This window comes from Ruegeria sp. CDSB113 (assembly GCF_059611045.1).
Map to the genome: position 1 here is coordinate 19739 of NZ_JBXWOU010000005.1, position 23689 is coordinate 43427.

A 23689-nucleotide genomic window follows, 5' to 3' on the forward strand; every position below is an offset into this window, starting at 1 on the left:
GTTTGCCGCAAACCAGACGAGTGGGGACAAAGATGGCCGAGACAAAGAAACTGCTGCGGGCGCTGGCTGGCGAAGTACAGGACGTGCCACCGATCTGGATGATGCGGCAGGCGGGGCGTTATTTGCCGGAGTACCGCGCAACCCGGGCGCAGGCCGGGGACTTTTTGTCTTTGTGTTATAACCCCGAGTTGGCGGCCGAGGTGACGTTACAGCCGATCCGCCGCTATGGCTTTGACGCGGCTATCCTGTTTGCTGACATTCTGTTGGTGCCGCAAGCTCTGGGTGCGGATCTGTGGTTTGTCACAGGTGAGGGGCCGCGGTTGTCGACGATCACTCAGCAATCCGATTTCGATGCGCTGAAACCGGTATCGGATATCCATGAAACCCTGTCGCCGGTGTACGAAACTGTCCGAATCCTTTCGCGAGAATTGCCATCCGAGACCACCCTTATCGGGTTCGCAGGCGCGCCATGGACGGTTGCGACCTACATGATCGCCGGTCGCGGCACGCCAGATCAGGGACCGGCTCATGCGCTGCGCGAGGAAAACACCGCCCTGTTCGAAGCGCTACTGGAGCGGATCACGCTGGCCACCATCGAATATCTCTCGGCCCAAATCGAGGCCGGTGCCGAGGTGGTGAAGATTTTCGACAGCTGGGCCGGGTCGCTGAAGGGCGATGCCTTTCAGAAATATGCGGTCGAGCCTTGCCATGTGATCACGCAGGCCATCAAGCAGCGCCATCCGGGCATCCCGGTGATCGGTTTCCCGCGCGAGGCAGGTGATGGTTACATAGGTTTTGCCAAAACCACCGGTGTGGATTGCGTTGCGCTGGACAACTCCGTGTCGCCGGATTGGGCGGTCGAGCATGTGCAGGTGGATGGCTGCGTTCAGGGCAATCTGGCCTCGTCACACATGGTGACCGGCGGACAGGCGCTGGTGGATGAGACGCGTCAGATTGTCGAGGCGTTCTCGAAAGGACCGCATATCTTTAATCTGGGCCACGGGATCACACCCGATGCCGATCCCGATAATGTTCAGCTGATGATCGACACGGTGCGGTCGTGGCGGGGCGCGTAGAGGGGCCAGCCCCTCTTGGATTTCGGCCAACTCACCCAGGGAGATTTTTAGCCAGGTGAGGGGTCAGGAGGCGTGTTGGTAGACAGCTGATCCAGAATATCCTGCCTGTGTTCGCCTCGGCGTGGGCTGGTTTTGGGCTGCCATGTCTCGGTCGAAAAGCGGGGCGCAGCCGCAGCCTGCAGCGCGCCGTCATGGTCGATCCAGGTTTGGCGCGCGGCGTTCATGGGATGGGCTTGCGCCTCGACCGGGTCGAGTACGGGCGCGACGCAGGCGTCGGAACCTTGGAAGATATCGGCCCAGTGGGCGCGGGGTTTGCTGACGAATAAGTCGGTGAGCCGTTGCGTGAGTTTGGGCCAAAGTGCCGGAACATATTGGTTTTTGAATTCGGGATCGTTGGTGAGTCCCAGTTTTTGAAGGAATTCGGCGTAGAACTTGGGCTCAAGACACTGGACGGACATGAAGCCCCCGTCCAGGCACGCGTAAGTGCGGCTCCAATGCGGGCCATCCAGCAGGCTTTGACCGCGCGCCTCAGAAAGGTTTCCGGTTTGGCGCATACTCATCAACAGATTCATCATGTGGGCCGATCCGTCATAAATGGCGGCATCAACCACGGTGCCCTGTCCGGTCCGCTGCGCGTTGAGAAGCCCGGCAAGAATACCGGCAACTAAATACATGGCACCGCCGCCAATATCCCCGACCAGGGTCGCCGGGGTCTGCGGGGGCTGGCCCGCTGCTGATGCATACCACAATGCCCCGGACAATGAGATGTAGTTCAAATCGTGTCCGGCCGTTTCGGACAACGGGCTGTTCTGACCCCATCCGGTCATGCGACCATAGACCAGTTTGGGGTTCGACGCGTTGAACGTGTCGGGACCCAGTCCCAGTTTTTCCATCACGCCGGGGCGGAACCCTTCGATTAGCGCATCGGCCGAGGCGATCAGACTCCTTGCGATGTCCAGATCGGCGGCATCCTTCAGATTCAAGTCAATCGAGCGTTTGCCGCGATCCAGGACGGATTGCTCGGGCATACCCGGTACGGCAGGCTGGCCTTTGCGGTGGATCGTGATGACGTCCGCCCCCAGATCGGCCAGCAGCATGGCGGCGAACGGACCCGGCCCCAAACCTTCAACTTCAATGATCCGTATTCCGCTGAGCATGGACCTTCTCCTTTTGGCGCAAGTTTTCGTGGATGCCCGGGGATTGCAAGCCCCGGATTCTGCTGGATGTGTGGGCGCGTCTGCTTCCGCCGGGTTGTTTGAAGTTGCCGGCAATTGAAACGCAAAGAGCCCGCGGCCTATCGGCAAGGACAACATGATGTGCGGTTGCATGTCGAACTGGTACAAAAACGGCACGCCGTATTGCAGCAGCATAGTCAGACCTGACTCAGCCGCGCGCCCACAAAAAAGCGCAGAGCAATGTGCGGAATTGACCTGTTCTGTGCCGGGCGGTCGCGGTAGTGTCCCCGCCAGAACAGGGAATGTGTATGACAACTATTCTGTCCATCAGGGATTTGCGTAAGTCCTATGCCGACGGATTCGAGGCGCTCAAAGGAGTGTCCTTGGATATCGAGCAGGGCGAAATTCTGGCGTTGCTGGGCCCGAACGGGGCCGGCAAGACGACCTTAATTTCCACCGTGTGCGGCATTACCACGCCGACTTCGGGCACCGTTACCGTTGGTGGGCATGACATCCAGACCGAATTTCGTGCCGCGCGCCGGATGATCGGGCTCGTGCCGCAGGAAATCGCGCTTGAGCCGTTTGAGAAAGTTTGGAACACGGTCCGGTTTTCTCGCGGCCTTTTCGGATATGGCAGCGACAATGCCCGGATCGAAGAGATCCTGCGCAAGCTGTCTCTGTGGGACAAGCGTAAAAACGCGATCAAGGAACTGTCCGGTGGCATGAAGCGCCGCGTGCTGATTGCCAAGGCCCTGGCGCACGAGCCGCGCGTGCTGTTCCTGGATGAGCCGACCGCCGGCGTAGATGTCGAACTGCGCAAGGACATGTGGGAGATCGTGGCCGAGCTGAAACAGGCCGGGGTCACCATCATCTTGACCACGCATTATATCGAAGAGGCCGAGGCCATTGCCGACAGGGTAGGTGTGATCGACAAGGGTGAGCTGCGGCTGGTGCAGGACAAGAACACCCTGATGGCCCAGATGGGCAAGAAGCAGATCGAGGTTATGCTGGCCGATCCTATCCAGGCCATTCCCGACAGTCTGGCTGTGCATAACCTGACGTTGAACGGCAATGGCGATGCGCTGGTCTATACCTATGACACTCATGCGGACCGCACTGGGATCACCACGTTGCTGAACGATGTGGCGCAGGCGGGGCTTGTTCTGCGCGACGTGCAGACCCGGCAGTCGAGCCTGGAAGAGATTTTCGTGAACCTGGTATCCGGAGAACCCGCATGAACTGGTCTGCCATCGCTGCAATCTACCGGTTCGAAATGGCCCGGTTCTTCCGCACTCTGGCGCAGAGCTTTCTGTCGCCGGTCCTGTCGACTTCGCTGTATTTCGTGGTTTTTGGCACCGCGATCGGCAGCCGCATCCAAGAGGTCGAAGGGGTGTCCTACGGCGCGTTTATCGTGCCGGGGCTTATCATGTTGTCCGTGGTGATGCTGGCAATCTCGAACGCGTCATTCGGGATCTACTTCCCGAAATTCCTTGGTACGATCTACGAACTGTTATCGGCACCAGTGAATTTCATTGAGATCGTAATAGGTTACGTCGGAGCTGCCGCCACCAAGTCGTTGTTTGTCGGGCTGGTAATCCTTGTGACAGCCACGTTCTTCGTGGACATACGCATCGAACATCCCTTTGCGATGGCAGCGTTCTTGATCCTGTCCTGCCTCAGTTTTTCGCTGTTGGGCTTTATCGTCGGGATATGGGCCAGCAACTTTGAGCAGATATCTTTGGTGCCCCAACTGGTTGTCACGCCACTGATCTTTCTGGGCGGTACGTTCTATTCGATCTCGATGCTGCCTCCGGTGTGGCAGACGATCACCCTGTTCAACCCGGTTGTTTACCTGATTTCCGGGTTCCGCTGGTCGTTTTACGGGTTGGCCGATGTCCCGATCGGATTCAGCTTGCTGGCGATTCTGGTCTTCACGGGGACTTGTCTGGCTGTGATCGGCTGGATCTTCAAAACCGGTTGGCGCATTCGCAGCTAGGGCGTTGCATTTTTGCCCGCCATGTGTGTGAATTTGGTTCACGTCACGTCTAAGGCCCGAACGGTCCCTTGTTTAGGGCCCGGCCGCACTCTACATCGGCACCCATGAAGCTCAGCCTGCCATTTGTCAAAAAGCAGCCTCTCGTGGCCGTGGTTCGCCTGTCCGGCGCCATCGGAATGGCGGGGCGTGGATCGTTGAACGACACCGCGCTGGCCCCCGTTCTGGAAAAGGCGTTTCGCAAAGGTAAACCTGCGGCCGTGGCGCTTGAGATCAACTCGCCCGGTGGATCGCCGGTGCAAAGCTCTCTGATAGGGTCGCGAATCCGGCGGCTGTCGGAAGAGCTTGAGATCCCCGTTATCGCCTTCGTAGAAGACGTTGCAGCGTCTGGCGGCTACTGGCTGGCCGCTGCCGCCGACGAAATCTGGGCGGATGACAGCTCGGTCCTGGGGTCGATCGGTGTGATTTCGGCTGGGTTTGGCGCGCATGTCCTTCTGGCGCGGCAAGGCATCGAGCGGCGCGTACATACGGCAGGCAAATCAAAATCAATGCTCGACCCGTTTTCGCCGGAAAAAGAAGAAGATGTCGCGCGGCTGCAAGGCTTGCTGGGTGATATCCACGCGAACTTCATTGACCATGTCAAAGCCCGCCGCGGTGACAAACTGGATCAAAGTGCGGATCTGTTCACGGGCGAGGTCTGGCTTGCCAGACGTGCGCAGGAACTGGGCCTGATTGACGGCGTCGCGCACCTGAGGCCGAAAATGCAGGAGCGGTTCGGCGACAAGGTGAAGTTCCGCCGCTATGGCCTGCGCAAACCGTTCTGGTCGCGGTTCGGGGCCACACTTGCCCAGGACGCCATAACCGGAATTGAGGAGCGGGCGGCTTACGCGCGCTTTGGTTTGTGACGTGATTGTCAAGATTGTCACCCTTTTCCTGATTGCCATGGGTGTCTTGGCGATGTTCGGCAAGCTGCGATTTCCGGGGCAGAAGAAGTTGCAATCTGCAAGATGCCCGCGCTGTGGACGGTTCAGTATCGGTAAGGGGCCTTGCTCCTGCGAAAAAGGAGGCCGTACATGACGGCATGGCTGTTATCCGGCCTCGGCTTGCTGATCTTGCTTCTCGCAGGTGATGCTCTGGTCCGCGGTGCAGTGAACCTGAGCCTGCGCCTGGGTGTACCGGCCCTGATTGTCAGCCTGACCATTGTGGCCTTTGGCACCTCGGCCCCTGAGCTGTTAATCGCGATCAGTGCGATCAAGGAAAACGCGCCGGGGATTGCGCTGGGTAACGTGGTCGGGTCGAATACAGCAAACATCTTGCTGGTTCTGGGTCTGCCAGCCTTGCTTGCCACGCTGCACACCAGCGAATGCAACACCCGAAGAAATTATGTGTTCATGCTGCTGGCCACGGTGCTGTTCATCGGCCTGGCATTTTGCGGCGTGTTCAACATGGCCAGTGGTGCGATCTTGCTGGCTGCTTTGGGATTGGTCCTGCTTAACGCGTTCCGCGATGCGCGCGCGCATCGCAAAGCCTGCGGCGAAGCCTGTGCGGAAGAGGATGAGCTGGAAGGTCTGGAAGAGGCCGACCCGGACATGCCCTATTGGAAACTATCGATCTATCTGGTCCTGGGCCTGATTGGCCTGCCGATGGGTGCGCATCTACTGGTCGACAACGCCACGATCATTGCCCGCACATATGGCGTCAGCGAAACGATTATTGGTCTGACTCTGATCGCGGTGGGGACATCCCTGCCGGAACTGGCCACGACCGTCATGGCGGCCTTGCGCAGACAGGCGGATGTCGCCTTGGGCAACGTGATCGGGTCGAACATGTTCAACCTTTTGGCCATCGTCGGTATCGCCACGTTGTTTGGACGTATCCCGGTGGACCCGGAATTCCTGCGTTTCGATCTGTGGGTCATGCTGGGCGCATCGCTTCTGTTGATCCCGTTCGTGTTCTTGAAACAAGATATCACGCGCGGCTGGGGTCTGGTGTTGACGCTACTGTATGCGGTCTACATCGTCTCGCTGCTGGCGTGACCTGAAGATAGGGGAAATCCATGGCCCGAGCGTTGGTGACCGGTGCAGGTATTCGTCTTGGTCGGGCAATGGCCCTGTATCTGGCAAAGCGGGGATATGACGTCGCAGTGCACTATGCGACGTCTGAACAACCTGCCTCCGAGACCGTGGCCGAGGTGCAGGCGCTTGGGCGGAACGCGGTCGCCTTGCACGCCGATCTGCTGGATGAGGCGCAGGTTCTTACCTTGCTGCCCCGTGCGGCAGAGGCGTTAGGCGGACCAATCACCTGTCTGGTGAACAACGCATCGATCTTTGAATACGACAGCCTTCAGTCCGCCACGCGGCAAAGCTGGGACCGACACCTCGACAGCAACCTGCGCGCGCCTTTCGTACTTACGCAGGCCATGGCCGAGCAGGGGCTGCAGCCGGGCACGGACGAGGCGGGTGAGCCTGTTGCCACCGGGCTGATCGTGAACATGGTGGATATGCGAGTGCGCAAGCTCACGCCAGAGTTCATGACCTATACGATTGCCAAGATGGGTCTTTGGGCCTTGACGCGCACCTCGGCGCAGGCGCTTTCGCCAGCAATCCGGGTTAACGCGATCGGGCCTGGTCCAACGATGCAAGGTCATCGGCAAAGCCAAGAACACTTCAATGCGCAGCGCGCGAACACGGTGCTGGAGCGCGGGTCAAACCCATCCGATATCACCGCGGCATTGGGTTATTTCCTGGATGCGCATGCGGTCACAGGCCAACTATTGTGCGTCGACGGGGGGCAGCATCTGGGGTGGAAAACACCGGATGTTCTGGGGCTTGAATAAGTAAAACTGCTGCAAGTTTTGCACCGCTCTCGGTTCTGTTACCTTCGCGTTACAAAAATGTCTTTTTTTTCATACACTTGCCTTGTGAATGAAATTATATACAATGAAAACAATGAGTTAAATATTTGCTTATTTTTTGTGCAAATCAAGGATTCCTTAATGAATCAAGGGAAATTCGCCACGCCCAGAAACTTATCTTCACACTTATCCACAGAAACCGTGGATTTGTTTTCTCTTGATCTGGGGGCCACAAGATTGCAGCCATGGTCAGAGAATCATATCTCAGGCAAATGACAACAGACAGCGACTCGACCCCTGACACTCAATTGACCGGCTATGCCTGCATTTTGCGGTATGTGAAGACGCTGGACAGCTCACCCGGTGTGTATCGGATGTTGGATGCGGACAGCCGGGTGCTGTACGTCGGCAAGGCGCGCAACCTTAAAGCGCGGGTGTCGAACTATGCGCGGCCGGGACATTCGGGGCGGATTGAGCGGATGATCGCGGCGACAGCCTCGATGATGTTCCTGACAACGCGGACCGAGACCGAGGCGCTGCTGCTTGAGCAGAACCTGATCAAGCAGCTCAAGCCCAAGTACAACGTGCTGCTGCGGGACGATAAAAGTTTTCCCAATATTCTGGTCGCCAAGGACCATGCCTTTCCGCAGATCAAAAAACACCGTGGCGCGAAGAAAGAGAAGGGGACCTATTTTGGCCCCTTCGCCAGTGCTGGCGCGGTCAATCGAACGTTGAACCAGCTGCAAAAGGCGTTTCTGCTGCGCAACTGCTCGGATTCCATGTTTGACGGCCGCACGCGGCCCTGTCTGCTTTATCAGATCAAGCGGTGCTCGGGGCCATGCGTTGGCCTGATCTCGGAAGATGAATACGGCGAAAGCGTCAAAGATGCCGAGCGGTTCCTGTCGGGGCGGTCGACCAAAGTGCAAGAGGAGCTGGCCGAACAGATGATGGCCGCGTCCGAGGCGATGGAGTTCGAACGCGCCGCCGGGCTACGAGATCGCATCCGGGCGCTGACGCAGGTGCAGACGTCCCAGGGTATCAATCCGCGCGGCGTGGCTGAGGCGGATGTAATCGGCCTCTATATGGACAGTGGGCAGGCTTGTGTTCAGGTGTTCTTTATCCGCGCAAATCAGAACTGGGGGAACAAAGATTTCTATCCTCGTGTCGGTGCGGATGTGTCCGCAGCAGAGGTGATGGAGGCGTTTCTTGGCCAGTTCTACGACAACAAGGAACCGCCCCGGCAGCTGATCCTGTCGGACGCCGTCGAAAATGCCGATCTAATGCACGAGGCGCTGAGCGAGAAGGCAGGTCGCAAGGTCGAAATCCTAGTGCCTCAGCGCGGCGAGAAACAAGAACTGATTGCAGGGGCCTTGCGCAACGCGCGGGAATCCCTGGCCCGTCGGATGTCGGAAAGCGCCACGCAGGCCAAGCTGTTACGTGGCGTGGCCGAAGCGTTTGATCTGGACAGCCCGCCGAACCGGATTGAGGTTTACGATAACTCTCATATCCAGGGCACCAACGCCGTTGGTGGGATGATCGTGGCAGGCCCAGAAGGGTACATGAAAAACGCCTATCGAAAGTTCAACATTCGGGGTGATGACCTGACCCCCGGTGACGACTTTGGCATGATGAAAGAGGTTCTGACCCGCCGCTTTACTCGCCTGCAAAAAGAGGATCCGGATCGTGACAAGGGGATGTGGCCCGACCTGTTACTGATCGATGGCGGCGCGGGGCAGGTGAGTGCTGTGCGCGAGATCATGGTTGAACATGGGGTCGAAGATATCCCTATGGTCGGTGTTGCAAAGGGCGTTGATCGCGATCACGGCAAGGAAGAGTTCTATCGTACCGGCCAGCGCCCCTTTGCCTTAAAACGCAATGACCCGGTGCTGTATTTTATTCAGCGTCTGCGGGACGAGGCGCACCGGTTTGCAATCGGCACTCACCGTGCCAAACGTGCCAAAGCGGTCGGCGCGACGCCGTTGGACGAAGTCCCCGGAGTTGGTGCTGCGCGCAAACGGGCATTGCTGGCGCATTTCGGCAGTGCCAAGGCTGTTAGCCGGGCCAATCTGGCGGATTTGAAAGCGGTCGAGGGGATCTCAGCCGGGTTGGCGCAGAAAGTTTATGATTTCTTCCACGACAAGGGCTAGACCTTGCGCCCGCGCCACAGGATGTAGAGGCCGGAGGCCACGATCAGACCACTACCGATCCACATTGTCTGGTCCAGATCCTCGCCGAAAAAGATCACGCCCAGGGCAACACCGAACAGCAGGCGGGAATAGCGGAAGGGCGTGACGGCGGACACCTCTCCGGTTCGCATGGCCTTCATCAGGGATGTGTATGCGATTGCGCCAAGGCCCACAGCTCCGGCGATATGCAGGCTTGTGAGCAACGGCACAGGCGCGATGGGGGCCTGTTCCCAAAAGCTGTAGGCAAACCCAGCGACAATCACGCTGACAAAGCCGTAGAACCCTAAAACTTCGGTTCCAAGGCTAGCGGGTGCGACCCGACTGGCCAGATCACGGCCGGCAAATCCCAACATCCCCAGCACGGCCAGAAGGGACAAGATGGTGAAACTGTCCCCAGTTGGTTGGATGATGATCACAACGCCGATCAGGCCAACGAGAATGGCGCTCCACCGCCGCCAACCAACGGTCTCTCCGAATAGAAGCGCGGCACAGGCGACGACCACAAGCGGGGTGGCCTGCAGGATAACAGTTGCTGATGACAAGGGCGTCAGTGTGATGGCCAGAACGTAGAACAGCCGCCCTAGGATTTCGAACACCGCGCGGATCTTCATTGCAGGCGACAGCACATCCGGCTGCAGCAGCCGCGTGCCACGTGCCATGGCGACACAGGCAAAGATGACCGAGCCACCCAATCCGAACAGGACAAGAATTTGCCAGACGGGCAAGGCAACCGCCGCCGCTTTCAGCAGAGCGTCTTCCAGTGCGAAACATGCCATCGCGCCGATCATCCATGCGCTACCGATCAGGTTGGCGCGCGCGTCGGTCTCAATATTCGGGGTCATCGGGTCGTCTTTGCCATTGGGCTTGGTCAGCTGCACTCTGCCGACAATCCGGCCCGGGGCCAAGGTCAATAACCGGCGTCGTGCCGGACTGCGGCGCTTTGACCAAGTCTCTGTGATCGGTACAGTTTTTTTCCGCCCCGTCTTTCCTGTCCCCGGTCGGCGATGTAGGGTCTGCTTCATGAAGTGGAACCTGCCGAATATCCTGACCGTCCTGCGCCTGGTGGCCGCGCCCGGTCTGGCCGTAATGTTTCTGTATTTCACCAGACCCTATGCAGACTGGTTTGCGCTGATCCTGTTTCTGACGGCAGCCATTACCGACTGGTTTGACGGATATTTGGCGCGAGCGTGGAAACAGGAAACCAAGATCGGCGCCATGCTGGACCCGATTGCGGATAAGGCGATGGTGGTGATTGCGCTGATGATCCTTGTGGGTTACTCCGCTGAGCACTGGACGCCCTGGTTGGTGCTGCCAGCGACGGTCATCCTATTCCGCGAGGTGTTTGTCTCGGGCCTGCGTGAATATCTGGGCGATACAGCCGGAACGCTCAAGGTGACCAAGCTGGCGAAATGGAAAACGACCGCTCAGATGGTGGCGATCGCGGTTCTGTTTTCGCAGGGGATTTTCGAGCACAATTTTGTGATGGCCACGTTCGGGATGGATGCCGAAACGATGGATATGGTCCTGACGGGTCAGCTGGAAGACCTGAATCATATGCGCTGGCACCTTGAGGCGATGTTCTGGTCTGGCCGGATCGGGTTGTGGCTGCTGTGGATCGCGGCGGCGCTGACATTGATCACCGGCTATGACTACCTACGTAAAGCCATGCCCCACCTGAAGGAGAGCTAAGGGATGGACGTGCTGTATTTTGCCTGGGTGCGTGAACGGATCGGCCTGCCGAAAGAACGGATTGAGACCGAGGCCGCGACCGTATCCGATCTGGTGGCCGAGCTGAGCGCGCGTGAAGACCGCTATGCTGCCGCATTTGCGGACCTGTCCGCACTGCGCGTGGCACTGGATCAGGAACTGTCCGATTTTGACGCATCGCTTGCCGGCGTGCGCGAAGTAGCTTTTTTCCCGCCGATGACCGGCGGCTGACACCATGCGCATCGCGGTTCAAGAAGAAGAATTTGATCTTGGGGCCGAAGCCAATACCTTCGCCGCTAGAGACGATGCCAACGGCGCCATCGTGACCTTTACCGGCGTGGTTCGCGATCTGGCATCCGGTGATCTGGATGTGATGGAGATCGAGCATTACCCCGGCATGACCGAACGCGCGCTAACCAAAATCGCCGAAGAGGCACAGCAGCGCTGGTCGTTGGGCGATGTTTTGGTGATCCACCGCCACGGACGTCTGGCTCCGGGGGACCGGATCATGATGGTGGCCACTGCCGCGCGGCACCGCAAGGATGCGTTTGAGGCGGCAGAATACCTGATGGATTACCTGAAATCCCGCGCCCCGTTCTGGAAAAAGGAAATCACCACATCCGGCGCGGAATGGGTCGCAGCCAAGGATGAGGATGAAGATGCGTTGACGCGGTGGTGACCCTGTCATCCGGGCACAAAGCTGGACCCAGCCAAACTTAGCTCAAAAGCCTGCCAAGTTCGTCACCAGAGATCGCATCAGCCGAATAGCTGAATGTCCCACTGGATTTCACTTCGTCGGCAGCCCGTTTCAACGCGCCAAACGCGGCACGTGCGAATGACCCGCCTACGCTGACCCGCCGAACGCCTGCGTCGGACAGCTCGGATACGGAATAGACAGGGCCGCTCAGACCCATCACCACATTCACCGGTTTGTCGACCTCGCGGCACACGGTTCTGATCGCGTCCAAGTCCGGTAATCCGGGTGCGTAGAGTACGGCTGCGCCTACTTCCGAAAACAGCTGCAACCGTTTGATTGTATCGCCCAGTTCCGTGCGGCCCCAAAGGTAGTTTTCTGCTCGTGCGGTCAACAGGAACGGCAAACCGACAGCGGCTTCCGCCGCAGCCTGAATACGGTCAACCGCCTGGTGCAGGTCATAGATCGGGGCATCGGGATCGCCTGTCGCGTCTTCTATTGATCCGCCAACCAGACCGATTTCCGCTGCCATGCGTATAGTCAGGGCACAGGCTTCGGGTTCATGCCCAAAGCCTGCCTCGAGATCGGCGGAAACAGGCAAAGGAACCGCTTCGACGATGTCCGAAGCATTATCCAGAAGCTCATCCCTGCTCAGGTCAGCAAAAGAGTCACGTTTCCCTTTTGAGAACGCAAAGCCAGCACTGGTTGTTGCCAATGCGTCAAAGCCCAAATTGCACAGCAACCGCGCCGAGCCTGCGTCCCAGGCGTTGGGTATAACAAAAGCCTCAGACCCAAAATGCAGGCTTTTGAATTGCTCGAATTTGTCTGTTTGATTTGACATTGAACGTCCCCGTGTTGGTGACGACCCTACAGCAACCAGACTGAAGTGAGAGCGAAAAATACAGCTTCCCGGTCAAGCCTGCCCTGATAGGGATAGCTCCCTTAATCCGCGTTGTTGATACGCCCACGCAATTCTTCGGCCTCTTGCCGCGCCGCGCGTAGGCCGTCCATGGCGGCGGCCAGTTCTGCCTCGGTCTGGGTCAGCTGGTTGGTCAGCTCGGCCTCGCGCTGCTGCAGATAGGTGATCGCCTGGTCGCGGGTTTCCTCTGCCTCGTGCAGCTCCTGGCTCATGCGGTCCAGATCGGCGACGTCGCTTTGGCGGACACGTGACAGGCGATGGGCCAGCCAATTGGCGAACCACCCCATGCAAAAGGCGGCAAACAATATGACGGCGGTCGCGATAATGAATTCGATTCTGTTCAACTTACTGGTCCCCTGCGCCCGAGTCGGTTTCCGCATCCGTTTCCGCGGCTTCGGCCTCTGGCTCTGCGTCTTGTGACGTCTCTGCTTCGTCTTCCATCGCTTCCAGCGCCGTTTGAGATTCGGCAGTGGATTCGGGCCGGATCAGGCGGAATTCGATACGTCTGTTTTCTTCGCGCCCGTTTTCGGTGTCATTGTCGGCGATTGGCTGGGTTTCACCATAGCCCAAGGCGGTAAAGCTGGCTGTGGGCACGCGCCGCGCGCGCAGCTCATTGAGGATGGATTGTGCCCGTGATTGGCTGAGCTGCTGGTTCATCTCTTCACGGCCCTGGCTGTCAGTGTGGCCCTGAATCTCCAGCCGGATGGGTCCGCATTCCCGCAGGATGTCGGCGATCTGATTAACCGTATCGCGCGACTCGGCGGCGACCGTGGCAGAACCCGGTTCAAAGGCGATTTTCGAACCCGCCTGAACTTCGGCGATGCGCTCTTCGCAAACATCCGGGTCGGGCAGCTTGTCTGCGGGCTCGGGTGGCTTTTGATAGGTGATCGACAGGCTGAAATCTTGCGCCTCGCCCAGTTTTTCCGACAAAAGCCCCGAAATATAGGCCCGGGTTTTGGGATCGTGGCTGATGCCGTTCAGAACCACTTCGTCCGGTGTCACGGTCAGCGCGCCATTGTGCAGTTGCGACAACGCTTCAAGCCCACTGAGGACGCGAATGGGCCAATCAGCAGGCAGGTCAGGGGCCACGCGGGTTGCGGTATGGACGTGTTCATAACCAAAGGCTGCACGGGCATAGCTGTCGACCATGTCGCGCTGGGTTTCATCCCCCAGCCGGCCGCGCATTTGCACCAGGCCTTCGGGACTTCGTGTTGCTGAGAATTCGGGCGGGCCGGATTGGTTTTCCGTTTCGGGTTCTGGCAGAACCGCGTGCAGGGCAAAGACCTCGGGCAGTGCGTTTTCCAGTTCACCGATCACCTGATCAAACCGCGCGGCGCCAGTGCCTTCGGCCGCGACCAAAGTGATATCCGCATCTGACAAGGTCACCGTACCCTGGCCGATTTCCGACAGCGCCCGAATGCTCAACACGGCGGCGTCGGGCCAGCGAGGCGAGGGTTCACCCAGACCGATGGTGCAGGAATAAGGCCCGGTCAGACCAGCATCCTGTGCGGCTGCGACGATCCGGTCCCGCGCCTTTTCATCCTGGGCTGAACAGGCGTCGAATTGCCCGCCATTTTCGTCGATCAGGTAACGCAGGGTGAAAGGTGTAATGACCGGGCGCGGTGCGGAAATGGACAAGCCAATGCGCAGGCTGGGTGGTGCCGCGCGCGTCAGTTCTTGCTCCAGCCGCTCTTTTTCCTGCTGGCTGTCGGCAATTGCCGTCACCTTTACAAGCCCGGGGCTGGCCGAGATTTTTGCCCGCGGCAGTCGGGCCAGCGCCTCAACGGCATAGGCGATCGCATCGTCCCAGCCTTTGGGCTTTGGATAGTCGGCGGTTTCCAGCAAATCGGATATCGGCCCGTCATTCAGCGAGCTCAATCTTTTCGTCAGAGCGTCGCGGTCTTCGCTGGCCGGGATAAGGCCAATTACCGAGATACCGCTGTCATTGCGCAGAATTTCGGCTGAAAAGCGTGGGGAGGCCAGCTGCGTCGAGGGCGCGACCTCCATGTCATCAATCACGCGCGAGGTGTCGACCTCGGTCCCCGCTGCCGTCAGGGCGTTAAATCGTGTTGCCTCATCCGTGGCAGTGCCGGTCAGAACCACCCGCAGCCCGTCTGACTGGACCTCGGCCCAGTTATGGCCTTTCAGGTCCAGCGCACGCCGCACGGCGAATTCCGAGGCTTCTTCGACCTTTGTTACGGCAAAGCTTGCGGCCAGCAAGGACAGCCCAGCGGACGCAAGGAAGACAAAGGCAACGACGAAGATATAAGGCAGACGCATGTGCGAACTATCGACTCCTCGGGTGAGTGTTCAGAACTCTTACAGAGGCCTAGGCCAAGGTGCAATCAGAGCAACAAGGCGACGCAAAGGAAGATCAGCGGAATAAGGCCGGTGTCGCGGTTGGCGCGAAACAATTGCAGCAGTTTGGCGTTGTCCTCAATATCAAGCCCCCGCAGTTGCCATGCCATGTGCCACCCCATCGCCCAAGGCCCGCCAAGGGCCACCACCAGGGCAATAATTGATACCTGGGTCGTCGCGGCGTCAATGATTGCCAGTCCCATCAGGGCCACGGTAGCCACCAGGAAATATTTCAACCATCGCGCAGTGTCGGTGCCAAACAGCCGGGCGGTGGACTTGATCCCGATCAGCTCGTCATCTTCGGCGTCCTGATGGGCGTAAATCGTGTCGTAAAACAGCGTCCACGCGATTCCGGCCAGATACAGCGTGATTGCGGGTATGTTTACGGTTCCCGTGTGTGCGGCCCAGGTCAGCAGGATGCCCCAGTTGAAGGCAAGCCCCAGAAACACCTGCGGCCACCATGTAAATCGCTTGGCAAATGGATAGATCGTCACTGGCAACAGTGACAACACACCCATCGCAATTGCAGCTTGGTTGAATGTGAGCAGAATCATCAGCGCCAGCAGGCATTGCAGCCCCATCCAGATAACGGCCTGGCGCACACTGACCTGACCGGACGGGATTGGGCGGGACCGTGTGCGTTCGACCTGACCATCGAATTCGCGGTCGGTGATGTCGTTCCACGTACAGCCAGCACCGCGCATCAGAAATGCGCCGAAGGCGCAGCCGATGGCGATCCACAGATCCTCCCACCGCGGGGTGCCGTCGCTGAGGATGGCCAGTGCCAATCCCCACCAGCAGGGAATCAACAGCAACCACGTGCCGATGGGCCGGTCAGCGCGGCTCAGGCGCAGGTAGGGGCGGGTGAAAGCGGGCGCATATGTATCGACCCAGTTGCCGCTGACAGCGTCGGCAACCTGACCGTCTGGTGTTGGGGCATTGCCTTGCATATGTAAGGTCTCATGAGTGCAAAGATCAGACTGTATGTAGAGCACCCTCTGGGTCAGGGGCAATCGGTTCCTTTGACGCGCGAGCAGGCCCATTACCTGTTTGGCGTCATGCGCCTGTCCGTCGGTGGACAGGTCGCGCTGTTCAATGGGCAGGACGGAGAGTGGCTGGCCGAGGTAATAGAGGCAGGCAAGCGGGGCGGCGTCTTGTCCTGCGTTGAGCAATCCAAACCGCTGCAACTGCCCCCAGATCTGTGGTTCCTGTTCGCGCCGATTAAAAAAGCGCGCACTGACTTTATCGTTGAAAAGGCAGCGGAAATGGGCGCAGCGCGGATCATGCCGGTGCAGACGGAATTTACCAATTCGGAACGCATTCGTCAGGACCGATTGCAGGCGCACGCCGTTGAGGCGACCGAGCAATGCGGTGGAACATTTGTGCCCGAGGTGGCTGATCTGCAGCGATTGGATCGCGTTTTGGAAAGCTGGCCCGAGGGGCGGCAACTGATGTTCTGCGATGAGGCCGAGGTAGGCTCGGCCCTGCGGTTGGCTGGCAATGAAACGGACCAACCCTGGGCTATTCTCATCGGCCCCGAAGGTGGCTTTTCCGAGCGTGAACGCGCGAGGCTGGCCGCGTTGCCTTATTCACATGTGGTCAGCCTTGGCCCGCGCATCCTGCGCGCCGATACGGCTGCCGTGGCGGCGCTGACCATGTGGCAGCAGGCGCTGGGAGACTGGGTGTGAACTGGCAAGAAGCGCAAGGCGCAGACGTTCCAAAGATCGACAGGTTCCTGTTTGAACACATCCAGACGTCCATGTTCCCTCTGGCGAACCTGCGGGATTTCGGCTTGCGCGGTTCAGACCCGCGCGCCGTGAACTTGTGGACATTGGGTGATGGCCCGCGGGCGGTTTTTGGAATTACCAACGAAGGTATGGTCCTGCCGCAATGCCCCGAATGTTCGGATGATGAACTGAGCCATGCGATTCGCCTGATCCGAGGGCGCAAGTTGTTCGGTCTGGCGGCTGAGGCCGCTCAAGCCGGTCGGATCATGCAGCTTGCGGGATGGGAAGACCGGCCTGCAACCCTAAACAGCGACGAGCCGGGGTTCTCGCTGGATCTGAATCGACTTGTCATGCCGGACGCCACCGGCGCGAAACTGGTGCCGCTGGATGAACTGGACCGATCTACAACAGTGGGATGGCGGCAAGACTATCTGATCGAAGCAATGGGCTTTGACCCCGAACGCGCGCAACCTCAGGCACAAAAAGATATCGCTGCCTATATCGAACGCGATTCCCATCGGGCCTTGTTGATGGATAACCAGCCGGTAGGAATGACCGGGTTCAACTCGCGTTTGCCAGAGGTTGTCCAGATTGGGGGCGTGTACACGCCGCCCGATCTTCGGGGGCATGGATACGCGCGACTGGCAGTGGCGCTGCATCTAAGCGAGGCGTATAGCAACGGCGCAACCCGCGCTGTTCTGTTTGCTGCTAGCGATGCCGCCGCGCGTGCCTATATAGCAATTGGGTTCCGGCCAGCAGGCCACTATTCCCTGATTCTGTTCAAAAACCCCGAGGACACGGCATGAGTTTCATCCGACCCGAAGCCAAACTGGCCCTGTGGCGCTGGCGCGAAGTGCTGGTGGCAGGGGTCGTCTTGTTGGTCGGCCTCAGCTGGATCGGCGGACCAGGTGGATTGCTGGGTTGGCTGGGCTGGGTTCTGATCGCAGTCTCGGTGGCGCTGGCCGTTATTGGCATTCAACGTGCCCGGTTCCGAACCGGTGCAGGTGGCCCTGGTCTGGTGACCATCGATGAAGGTCAGATCACTTATCTAGGACCGCTGACAGGCGGCATCGTTGCGACACGTGAAATCGAGCGCCTTGCGCTGGACCCGACATCGTCCCCGGCGCATTGGATTTTGGATCAACAGGGGCAGCCGACGCTTCACATTCCTGTGAATGCTGAAGGTGCCGAAGCGCTGTTCGATGTGTTCTCGGCCCTTCCGGGCTTGAAAACCGAACAAATGCTGTCGGAACTGAACGGTGGCGCGACGCATCCTGTGGTTATTTGGGAACGTACGCCTCTGCGTCCGGCCCATTTGAGGCTGCATTGACACTGGCGCGGTTTAAGACCACGACTGACCAAACGACAGACACATCAGGATCGGAGCACGGTTCATGTCCATTCCCCAGTCCGGCGGCGGACCGATCGAACGCCATGAGCAACTGGCCGAATATCTGGAATCGGGCTGCAAGCCCAAACAGGATTGGCGTATCGGAACCGAACATGAGAAGTTCGGTTATTGCAAGGACACGCTGAAACCGCTGCCCTTTGAGGGTGAGCGTTCCATTCTTGCGGTGCTGCAGGGGCTGCGCGATCTGCACGGCTGGGCCCCGGTGGAAGAGGCCGGCAAGCTGATCGGGTTGGAAAAGGACGGGGCCAATGTCTCGCTGGAACCCGGTGGGCAGTTGGAATTGTCAGGTGCGCCGCTTGAGACCATTCATGAAACCTGTGACGAGGTGAACGCGCATCTGCGCGATGTGAAGGATATCGCGGACAAGATCGGTGTCGGCTTCATCGGCCTTGGGGCCGCCCCGATCTGGACCCACGAGGAAATGCCGCTGATGCCCAAGGGGCGTTACCGGCTGATGAATGACTACATGGAAAAGGTCGGCACCATGGGCCGGTCGATGATGCGCCGGACGTGTACGGTTCAGGTCAATATCGACTTTGGATCCGAGGCTGACATGGTGCAGAAACTGCGCGTCGCGCTGGCGTTGCAGCCGGTGGCAACCGCACTGTTTGCCAATTCGCCGTTTTTTGAGGGGAAACCCAACGGCCAGAAAAGCTGGCGCAGCTATATCTGGCGTCATCTGGATGATGCGCGCACCGGTATGCTGCCCTTTGTGTTCGAAGACGGGTTCGGGTTCGAGGCTTGGGTCGAGTACGCCTTGGATGTGCCGATGTATTTCGTCTATCGCGACGGCAAGTATATCGACGCGCTGGGCCAGTCCTTCCGTGACTTTCTGCAAGGCAAACTGCCTGCATTGCCGGGCGAAACGCCGACTTTGTCAGACTGGGCGGATCACCTGACCACAGCCTTCCCCGAGGCGCGGATCAAGAAGTTCATGGAGATGCGCGGGGCCGATGGTGGCCCATGGCGGCGCCTGTGTGCCTTGCCCGCATTCTGGGTCGGTCTGACCTATGATCAGGGTGCGTTGGATGCGGCCTGGGATCTGGTCAAAGGCTGGGATGCCGAAACGCGTGAAGAGCTGCGGGTAGCCGCGGCCCGGGACGGTTTGCAGGCGCAGGTCGGCGACATCAACATGCACGATCTGGCTGGTGAGGTGGTTTCGATCGCCCAAGCCGGCCTGAAATCCCGCGCCTTTCCTGGTGCAGGTGGGTTGGTGCCGGATGAGACGCATTTCCTGAATGCGCTCAAGGACAGTATCGAAACCGGCAAGGTTCCAGCGGATGAATTGCTGGATCACTATAACGGCGACTGGAACGGCGATCTGACCCGGATTTATCCCGATTTCAGTTACTGACCGTCTTTTAGGTCTGTTGCCTTTAGGAGAGTATTTGCCAATTAACGCGATGTGACCTTGCCATGTGGCAGGGTCCTTCGAGTATGATTGGCGGGATATTCCCAAGCGTGATGGCGTCATGGCCCGTATCAGCGAACTGCATTATTCCAATGCCTACGCCGCCCAAAGCGGTGTGTCCGAGTTCCTAGAGGTTGCGCTGAGATCCGATGAGGATCCGGCCAATTTCACTGTGTCCTTCTATCAGGCGAATGGTCAGGTCGGGATCGAAATTCCGCTGGATCACCCGTCGGTTCAGGTTTCGACAGACCCTGACAACAACGAACAAGTCTTTGTGATTTCAGCGGACTTCTTTCCGATCTTGCTGACCGATCCCAATGGCGGTGGCTCTACCAACTATGAAGCCTATGCGCTGACCAATACGTCGACGGGCGAGGTCATTGATTTCTACGATATCGGTGGCGGAACCACAGATATCGTCGCTCAAAACGGGTTGGCCGCCGGGGAAACTTCGGAAAATCTGCCGGTTCTTGTCGGGCCGAACCAAACCACAACGACCCTGCAATTCAATCAGCCCAACCCGGATACACTGGTACATGCGCCGCTCTCACCCGGCGATTCAGGCGCGCCGTGTTTCGCGGCTGGCACGTTGGTCGACACGCCAGACGGCCCGCGCAGGGTTGAAACTCTGGGGCCGGGTGACCTGGTGCTGACGCAGGACGATGGCGCTTGCATCATTCGCTGGGCCGGTGGCCGCACTGTTTCAGGACGGGGTCGGTTTGCACCCGTTCGCATCCGTTCCAGTGCGTTGGGGGCAGAAAGGGACATTTACGTCTCGCCGCAACACCGTCTGCTGGTCGCAGGTTGGCAGGCGCAGCTGTTGTTCGGAGAAGATGAGGTCCTTGTCGCGGCTAAATCAATGGTCAATGACACGACCATCACATCCGCGCCTTGCGACCTTGTCCATTATGTCCACCTGTTCTTTGACCGGCATCAACTGGTGTCGACCTCTGGCCTGATCTCGGAAAGCTTCTTTCCCGGGGCGCAGGGCCTATCGAGTCTTGACCGCGAAGCCGCGGACGAGCTGTTCGCCCTGTTCCCCGAGCTTTTGGATCAGCCGCAAAGCTATGGCCCGACCGTTCGCCCGGTCCGGTGCGGCCCACAAGTGGCAATGCTGCGGGCGATCTGATCCGCCCCTCTTGCTTTCGCAGACTGCTGTGATAGCAGAGCTTCAACAGCATTCAGGGAACCGTCATGGACGATCTTAAGGGAAAATATCTGGGTCAGATCGCCGATGCAGGCGACGAAAACGCGCTCGAAGCGATCCGTGTCGCGGCTGTCGGCAAAAAGGGCGAAGTCGCGCTGAAGATGCGTGAGTTGGGCAAGATGACGCCCGAGGAACGCCAGGTCGCTGGCCCCGCGCTGAATGCCCTGAAGGATGAGATCAACTCGGCCCTGTCCGCCAAGAAAGCCGCTTTGGCCGATGCCGCGCTGGACGAACGCCTGCGCACAGAATGGCTGGATGTGACTCTGCCGACCCGCGCGCGCCGTCAGGGCTCGATCCACCCAGTTAGCCAGGCGACCGAGGAGCTGACCGCGATCTTTGCCGAACTGGGTTTCTCGGTGGCTGAAGGGCCGCGGATTGAGACCGACTGGCATAATTTCGACGCTCTGAACATCCCCGGCCACCACCCCGCGCGGGCCGAGATGGATACGTTCTATATGCACCGTGCCGAGGGCGACAATCGCCCGCCGCACGTGCTGCGCACCCATACTTCGCCAGTCCAGATCCGCTCGATGGAGAAACAGGGCGCGCCGATCCGCATCATTTGTCCGGGCGGCGTGTACCGTGCAGACTACGATCAGACCCACACCCCGATGTTCCATCAGGTCGAGGGGCTGGCCATCGACAAGGACATCTCGATGGCGAACCTGAAATGGGTTCTGGAAGAGTTCGTGAAGGCGTTCTTCGAGGTCGACGATGTCGAACTGCGCTTCCGCGCCTCGCACTTCCCCTTCACCGAGCCATCGGCCGAGGTCGATATCCGCTGTTCCTGGGATAACGGCCAGCTGAAGATCGGTGAGGGCGACGACTGGATGGAGATTCTGGGCTCTGGCATGGTCCATCCCAAGGTGATCGCCGCCGGTGGGATTGATCCGGACGTCTATCAGGGTTTTGCCTTTGGCATCGGCATCGACCGTCTGGCGATGCTGAAATACGGCATTCCGGATTTGCGGGCGTTCTTTGATAGCGACCTGCGCTGGCTGCGGCACTACGGGTTTGCAGCGCTGGATATGCCGAACCTTCATGGTGGTTTGTCGCGGTGAAGCAAAACTCGTTGAGTTATGCCGCTCAACTGATTTTTGGGCTTGTTCTTGGTATAATCCCAAGCCTTTCCACAGCAGAGCAAGTCAAAAAAGACCACCTATGTTTCGAGCTTTGGCAGGACCAGGTTGCGGAGATCCGAAGTGCGTTCCCCGACGGGTTTTCATCGAACCAGGTTGTCTATTTTGCCGGGAGTGATGGCAGAACTTTTGACTGCCTAAATGTCAATGTTCCCTCTAGCGTTCTTGAAGAATCAGAGCGTTGGTCGCAGCAAATTGCACCGCACGCTGATGAAATGGCGAGAGAGTCAGGTGAGATTTCTGTCAACTTCTGTAACCTAAGTCGCCAAAGAATAGGCGGGTTTCAAGTCGTTGCAGTACACTTGCCTTATGAAACAGGGGAACTGACTTCTTCAACATGCCAGAAGAGGCTCCGTGACCTCCCGGACCGTATTAAAGACAGCTTCAAGTAAGTAGGACGTGGTGCCCGTCGAAGCTTTTGGATTCATAGTTTGTAGCGCGGCTTGTCACAACCTCCCACGGGGTTGTGACGTGACAGCGGGCGCAGGCTCGCTAGGGTTCGACAGATGATTTACCGACTGCTCTGCCTTCTCCTTCTGACCGCCACCCAAGCCACTGCTGTGGATACATGCCACGGCGATACCGCCTGTCAGGTCGGCGACCGCTCGTACCATGTACTGGAACCCGACGGGTGGGATGGCGAAACGCCTCTGCCGGTGTTGCTGCATTTTCACGGCTGGGCGCGGCAGGGGACGGTGGTGGTGAACCATGAACGCATCGCAGGGGCTACGAAGCTGCGCGGCGTGTTGCTGGTGGCCCCAAACGGACTGGGCAAAAGCTGGGATTTCTGGACCTCGGACACGCGCGATGTCCCCTTCGCCGACCGGGTGCTTGAGGACGTCGCCAAACGCTATCCGATTGATCCGGACGGCATCTATGTCTCGGGCTATTCCTTTGGCGGTGCGATGGCGTGGCGCTATGTGTGCCAGTCGGGCAATGACACGGCTGCTTTGCTGGCGGTCGCGGGGTCGATCCGTCAGACCGAGCACTGCCCGCAAGCCCCGGCCGAGGTGCGCCATGTGCACGGGACCAGCGACACCGTGATGGACTTCCCCTTTGGGCCGGGCGGGGACACGACTTATCCAGTGGCGCTGTGGCGGCAGAAATATGGTTGCCACGACGCTACCCCGGGCGGGGATTGGAGCGTCGTGCCGATCCTTACGCTCAGCCGGATGGAATGGACCGATTGCGCGCAGGGGCAGGTGGTGCTGGACACACATCCCGGTGGGCATTTCATCCCCCACGGCTGGATCGGACGGCAGTTGGATGAGCTGCTGGGGCGTGAGCCGACATATCCCTGATCATTTGACTTGCACGGTATTTCCAGCTTGGTTGCCCGGAATGATCCGAAAATGGAACTGCCCGATGAAAACCTTGCTGCTAAGCGCCCTAATCCTTGCCGCCACACCTCAACTGGCGCGAGACACCTATCCGCCAGTTGAGGTTCTGTTGCAGACGGATAAATCCGTGATTGGTGAACCGCTGGAATACCCCGAAGGCAAGGCGCAGATAACCATGGCCATCGTGACCATGCAGCCCGGCCAAAAAACCGGCTGGCACCGGCACGAGGCCCCATTGGCGGCTTACATGTTGGAGGGTGAAATCACCGTGGATTACGGGGATGCCGGGACTAAAACCTACAAAACCGGTGATGCGCTGGTTGAGGCATTTCGCTCACCTCATGCAGGGGTGAACTCAGGTGAAGATATCGCACGGATTCTAGCCGTGTTTGCCGGTGCGGATGGTGTTTCCAACACGGTCGCGGAAGAGTAGGCGCCCAAGCCCCCCGCACCCTCTTTCCCCTGTCCGCAATATCCGTTACACGCGGTCTG

24 protein-coding genes are annotated in these 23689 nt (G+C 58.9%); 18 read left to right on the plus strand and 6 right to left on the minus strand.

What is annotated here, in order from left to right:
- The first annotated feature begins 32 nt into the window (after positions 1–32).
- Positions 33–1076 (plus strand): uroporphyrinogen decarboxylase, encoded by a 1044-nt coding sequence (hemE, locus tag AC2FIS_RS11005; protein ID WP_496773368.1) that lies wholly within the window; start codon positions 33–35, stop codon positions 1074–1076.
- A gap of 47 nt (positions 1077–1123) precedes the next feature.
- Here hemE and AC2FIS_RS11010 read toward each other — a convergent pair whose 3' ends face one another.
- Positions 1124–2233, minus strand: a complete 1110-nt coding sequence (locus AC2FIS_RS11010; protein ID WP_496773369.1) for a CaiB/BaiF CoA transferase family protein — start codon at positions 2231–2233, stop codon at positions 1124–1126.
- Positions 2234–2559: 326 nt separating this feature from the next.
- Here AC2FIS_RS11010 and AC2FIS_RS11015 point away from each other — a divergent pair, with 326 nt between their 5' ends.
- From AC2FIS_RS11015 to uvrC, 6 genes are all read left to right on the plus strand, one after another.
- On the plus strand, positions 2560–3489 hold the full coding sequence (locus AC2FIS_RS11015; protein WP_282152552.1) for an ABC transporter ATP-binding protein: 930 nt from the start codon (positions 2560–2562) through the stop codon (positions 3487–3489).
- Positions 3486–4247: an ABC transporter permease gene (locus AC2FIS_RS11020; protein ID WP_058273631.1), complete on the plus strand. Its 762-nt coding sequence runs from the start codon at positions 3486–3488 to the stop codon at positions 4245–4247. The genes AC2FIS_RS11015 and AC2FIS_RS11020 overlap by 4 nt, the downstream gene beginning before the upstream one ends.
- A gap of 104 nt (positions 4248–4351) precedes the next feature.
- The gene (locus AC2FIS_RS11025; protein ID WP_282121365.1) at positions 4352–5149 is read left to right on the plus strand and encodes a S49 family peptidase; all 798 of its coding nucleotides are present in this window, start codon (positions 4352–4354) and stop codon (positions 5147–5149) included.
- A 168-nt stretch (positions 5150–5317) separates the two neighbouring features.
- Positions 5318–6280, plus strand: coding sequence for a calcium/sodium antiporter (locus tag AC2FIS_RS11030; RefSeq protein WP_108860676.1), 963 nt, complete (start codon positions 5318–5320; stop codon positions 6278–6280).
- A 20-nt stretch (positions 6281–6300) separates the two neighbouring features.
- Positions 6301–7080: an SDR family oxidoreductase gene (locus AC2FIS_RS11035; RefSeq protein ID WP_496773370.1), complete on the plus strand. Its 780-nt coding sequence runs from the start codon at positions 6301–6303 to the stop codon at positions 7078–7080.
- Between the two features lie 290 nt (positions 7081–7370).
- Positions 7371–9245 carry an excinuclease ABC subunit UvrC gene (gene uvrC / locus AC2FIS_RS11040; protein ID WP_496773371.1) on the plus strand — a complete coding sequence of 625 codons (1875 nt, stop codon included), beginning with the start codon at positions 7371–7373 and terminating at the stop codon, positions 9243–9245.
- On the opposite strand, the gene AC2FIS_RS11045 is transcribed toward uvrC, so the two are convergent.
- A complete protein-coding gene (locus AC2FIS_RS11045) occupies positions 9242–10126 on the minus strand; it encodes a DMT family transporter (protein ID WP_496773585.1) in 885 nt (294 codons plus the stop codon). The genes uvrC and AC2FIS_RS11045 overlap by 4 nt on opposite strands.
- Before the next feature lie 178 nt (positions 10127–10304).
- Here AC2FIS_RS11045 and pgsA point away from each other — a divergent pair, with 178 nt between their 5' ends.
- From pgsA to AC2FIS_RS11060, 3 genes are read left to right on the plus strand one after another with little or no spacing between them, the layout of a single operon-like run.
- A complete protein-coding gene (gene pgsA, locus AC2FIS_RS11050; protein ID WP_496773372.1) occupies positions 10305–10973 on the plus strand; it encodes a CDP-diacylglycerol--glycerol-3-phosphate 3-phosphatidyltransferase in 669 nt (222 codons plus the stop codon).
- A gap of 3 nt (positions 10974–10976) precedes the next feature.
- Positions 10977–11222, plus strand: coding sequence for a molybdopterin converting factor subunit 1 (gene moaD, locus AC2FIS_RS11055; RefSeq protein ID WP_209224144.1), 246 nt, complete (start codon positions 10977–10979; stop codon positions 11220–11222).
- 4 nt (positions 11223–11226) lie between these two features.
- The gene (locus AC2FIS_RS11060) at positions 11227–11670 is read left to right on the plus strand and encodes a molybdenum cofactor biosynthesis protein MoaE (protein ID WP_496773373.1); all 444 of its coding nucleotides are present in this window, start codon (positions 11227–11229) and stop codon (positions 11668–11670) included.
- A gap of 37 nt (positions 11671–11707) precedes the next feature.
- Here AC2FIS_RS11060 and AC2FIS_RS11065 read toward each other — a convergent pair whose 3' ends face one another.
- The 4 genes from AC2FIS_RS11065 to ubiA form a co-directional block, all read right to left on the minus strand.
- Entirely contained in the window at positions 11708–12526 is an 819-nt protein-coding gene (locus tag AC2FIS_RS11065; RefSeq protein ID WP_496773375.1) for an isocitrate lyase/PEP mutase family protein, read from the minus strand.
- A gap of 101 nt (positions 12527–12627) precedes the next feature.
- Complete coding sequence (locus tag AC2FIS_RS11070) at positions 12628–12948, minus strand: hypothetical protein (RefSeq protein ID WP_058273621.1); 321 nt, start codon at positions 12946–12948, stop codon at positions 12628–12630.
- A gap of 1 nt (position 12949) precedes the next feature.
- On the minus strand, positions 12950–14884 hold the full coding sequence (locus AC2FIS_RS11075; RefSeq protein WP_496773376.1) for an OmpA family protein: 1935 nt from the start codon (positions 14882–14884) through the stop codon (positions 12950–12952).
- A 65-nt stretch (positions 14885–14949) separates the two neighbouring features.
- Positions 14950–15912, minus strand: a complete 963-nt coding sequence (gene ubiA, locus AC2FIS_RS11080; RefSeq protein WP_496773377.1) for a 4-hydroxybenzoate octaprenyltransferase — start codon at positions 15910–15912, stop codon at positions 14950–14952.
- 12 nt (positions 15913–15924) lie between these two features.
- Between ubiA and AC2FIS_RS11085 the strand changes: the two genes are divergently transcribed.
- The 8 genes from AC2FIS_RS11085 to AC2FIS_RS11120 all read left to right on the plus strand — a co-directional run bounded on the left by AC2FIS_RS11085 (position 15925) and on the right by AC2FIS_RS11120 (position 23630).
- Positions 15925–16650, plus strand: a complete 726-nt coding sequence (locus AC2FIS_RS11085; protein ID WP_109312972.1) for a 16S rRNA (uracil(1498)-N(3))-methyltransferase — start codon at positions 15925–15927, stop codon at positions 16648–16650.
- Positions 16647–17495: a GNAT family N-acetyltransferase gene (locus tag AC2FIS_RS11090; protein ID WP_496773379.1), complete on the plus strand. Its 849-nt coding sequence runs from the start codon at positions 16647–16649 to the stop codon at positions 17493–17495. The genes AC2FIS_RS11085 and AC2FIS_RS11090 overlap by 4 nt, the downstream gene beginning before the upstream one ends.
- On the plus strand, positions 17492–18019 hold the full coding sequence (locus AC2FIS_RS11095) for a hypothetical protein (RefSeq protein WP_058273616.1): 528 nt from the start codon (positions 17492–17494) through the stop codon (positions 18017–18019). Before AC2FIS_RS11090 ends, AC2FIS_RS11095 begins: the two co-directional genes overlap by 4 nt.
- A 64-nt stretch (positions 18020–18083) precedes the next feature.
- The gene (locus AC2FIS_RS11100) at positions 18084–19454 is read left to right on the plus strand and encodes a glutamate--cysteine ligase (protein ID WP_058273615.1); all 1371 of its coding nucleotides are present in this window, start codon (positions 18084–18086) and stop codon (positions 19452–19454) included.
- A 64-nt stretch (positions 19455–19518) separates the two neighbouring features.
- Positions 19519–20640 carry a Hint domain-containing protein gene (locus tag AC2FIS_RS11105; protein ID WP_496773381.1) on the plus strand — a complete coding sequence of 374 codons (1122 nt, stop codon included), beginning with the start codon at positions 19519–19521 and terminating at the stop codon, positions 20638–20640.
- A gap of 65 nt (positions 20641–20705) precedes the next feature.
- The gene (pheS, locus tag AC2FIS_RS11110) at positions 20706–21779 is read left to right on the plus strand and encodes a phenylalanine--tRNA ligase subunit alpha (RefSeq protein WP_282169857.1); all 1074 of its coding nucleotides are present in this window, start codon (positions 20706–20708) and stop codon (positions 21777–21779) included.
- Between the two features lie 584 nt (positions 21780–22363).
- Positions 22364–23158: a CE1 family esterase gene (locus tag AC2FIS_RS11115; RefSeq protein ID WP_496773382.1), complete on the plus strand. Its 795-nt coding sequence runs from the start codon at positions 22364–22366 to the stop codon at positions 23156–23158.
- A 40-nt stretch (positions 23159–23198) separates the two neighbouring features.
- Positions 23199–23630: a cupin domain-containing protein gene (locus AC2FIS_RS11120; RefSeq protein ID WP_496773383.1), complete on the plus strand. Its 432-nt coding sequence runs from the start codon at positions 23199–23201 to the stop codon at positions 23628–23630.
- Positions 23631–23689: the final 59 nt, after the last annotated feature.